We start from the raw sequence: 1,069 nt of genomic DNA on the forward strand, positions 1-1,069 counted from the left end.
ACCCCAAATGAACCGCAGCGCTTGCGGCGGAGGATTTACTGGTCTTCCGATCTGCTGATCCGGGTGGAAGCCCTAAGGAAGGAGAACCCCACCTGGGGCCGCTGGCCGATTTGGCTGACCCTAAGGAAGGAGGGCTTTGCGGTGAGCGAGCGCACCGTGGGGCGGATCCTGGCCTACCTGGAAGCACACGGCCGCGTGGAAAGCGTAGCCGCCTTTCTGGCCCAGGCCCGGCGGGGAAAGGGAAGGGGAAGGCCAAGGAGGCCCTATGCGCAAAGGAAGCCCAAGGGATACGAGGTGGGTCACCCTGGCGACCTTATCCAGGTGGATACCCTCACCGTGACCCTGGGCCCTGGGGAGAGGATCCAGCACTTCTCGGCCGTCGACCTCTTCACCCGTTTCTCCCTTGCGGAAGTCCACACCCGAGCCACGGCCAACCTGGCGGCCAGCTTTCTTGCCCGCCTGATGGTGCGAGCGCCTTTTCCTATCCGTGCGGTGCAGGTGGATGGGGGCAGCGAGTTTATGTCCGATTTTGAGGAGGTCTGTGAACGTTTGGGCGTTAAGCTCTTCGTTCTTCCTCTTTGGGGCCCCTACCCCAAATGAACCGCCGAGGAGCCCCAAGCTCAATGGTCACGTGGAGCGGATGCAGCGGACCTTTAGGGATGAGTTCTACACACGACCGTTGCCTTCACAGATCCCCGAGCTCCAAAGGGAGCTTGACGCCTACCTGGACCACTACAACCGCCGGCGACCCCACCGGGCCTTGGGGGGCCTGGCCCCTTTAGAGTACCTGGCTAGAATACGGGGGGAGGCGGTCCCCACAGAGTCTCAAATGTGTTGACCGACTACAGGGGGTTCCATCGGGTAGTCCGATGGGTAAAACTCCAAACGAACACCCGTGGCAGAGCCAGAAGCATTGCGCTCGCCTGCCGATACGGAGTCAAGGTCTTTCTGGGCTCGGACGGAGCCTTCGGGGGAAACCCCGCGTGCTTTCCCGCAGGGAAACACCCTGGGAAGCCCCGGACTTTAGTCTGGGGAGTCGTCACATAGCGTGCAAGCCCTGGCAGGGGGC

At 62.3% G+C, this 1,069-nt stretch carries 1 pseudogene; it reads left to right on the forward strand.

Annotation, left to right across the window (positions count from 1 at the left end):
* Nucleotides 1-846, forward strand: a pseudogene (locus AC27GT_RS11085) (integrase core domain-containing protein); the annotation flags it as partial.
* Nucleotides 847-1,069: the final 223 nt, after the last annotated feature.

Source organism: Thermus sp. KWY1 (genome assembly GCF_057547025.1).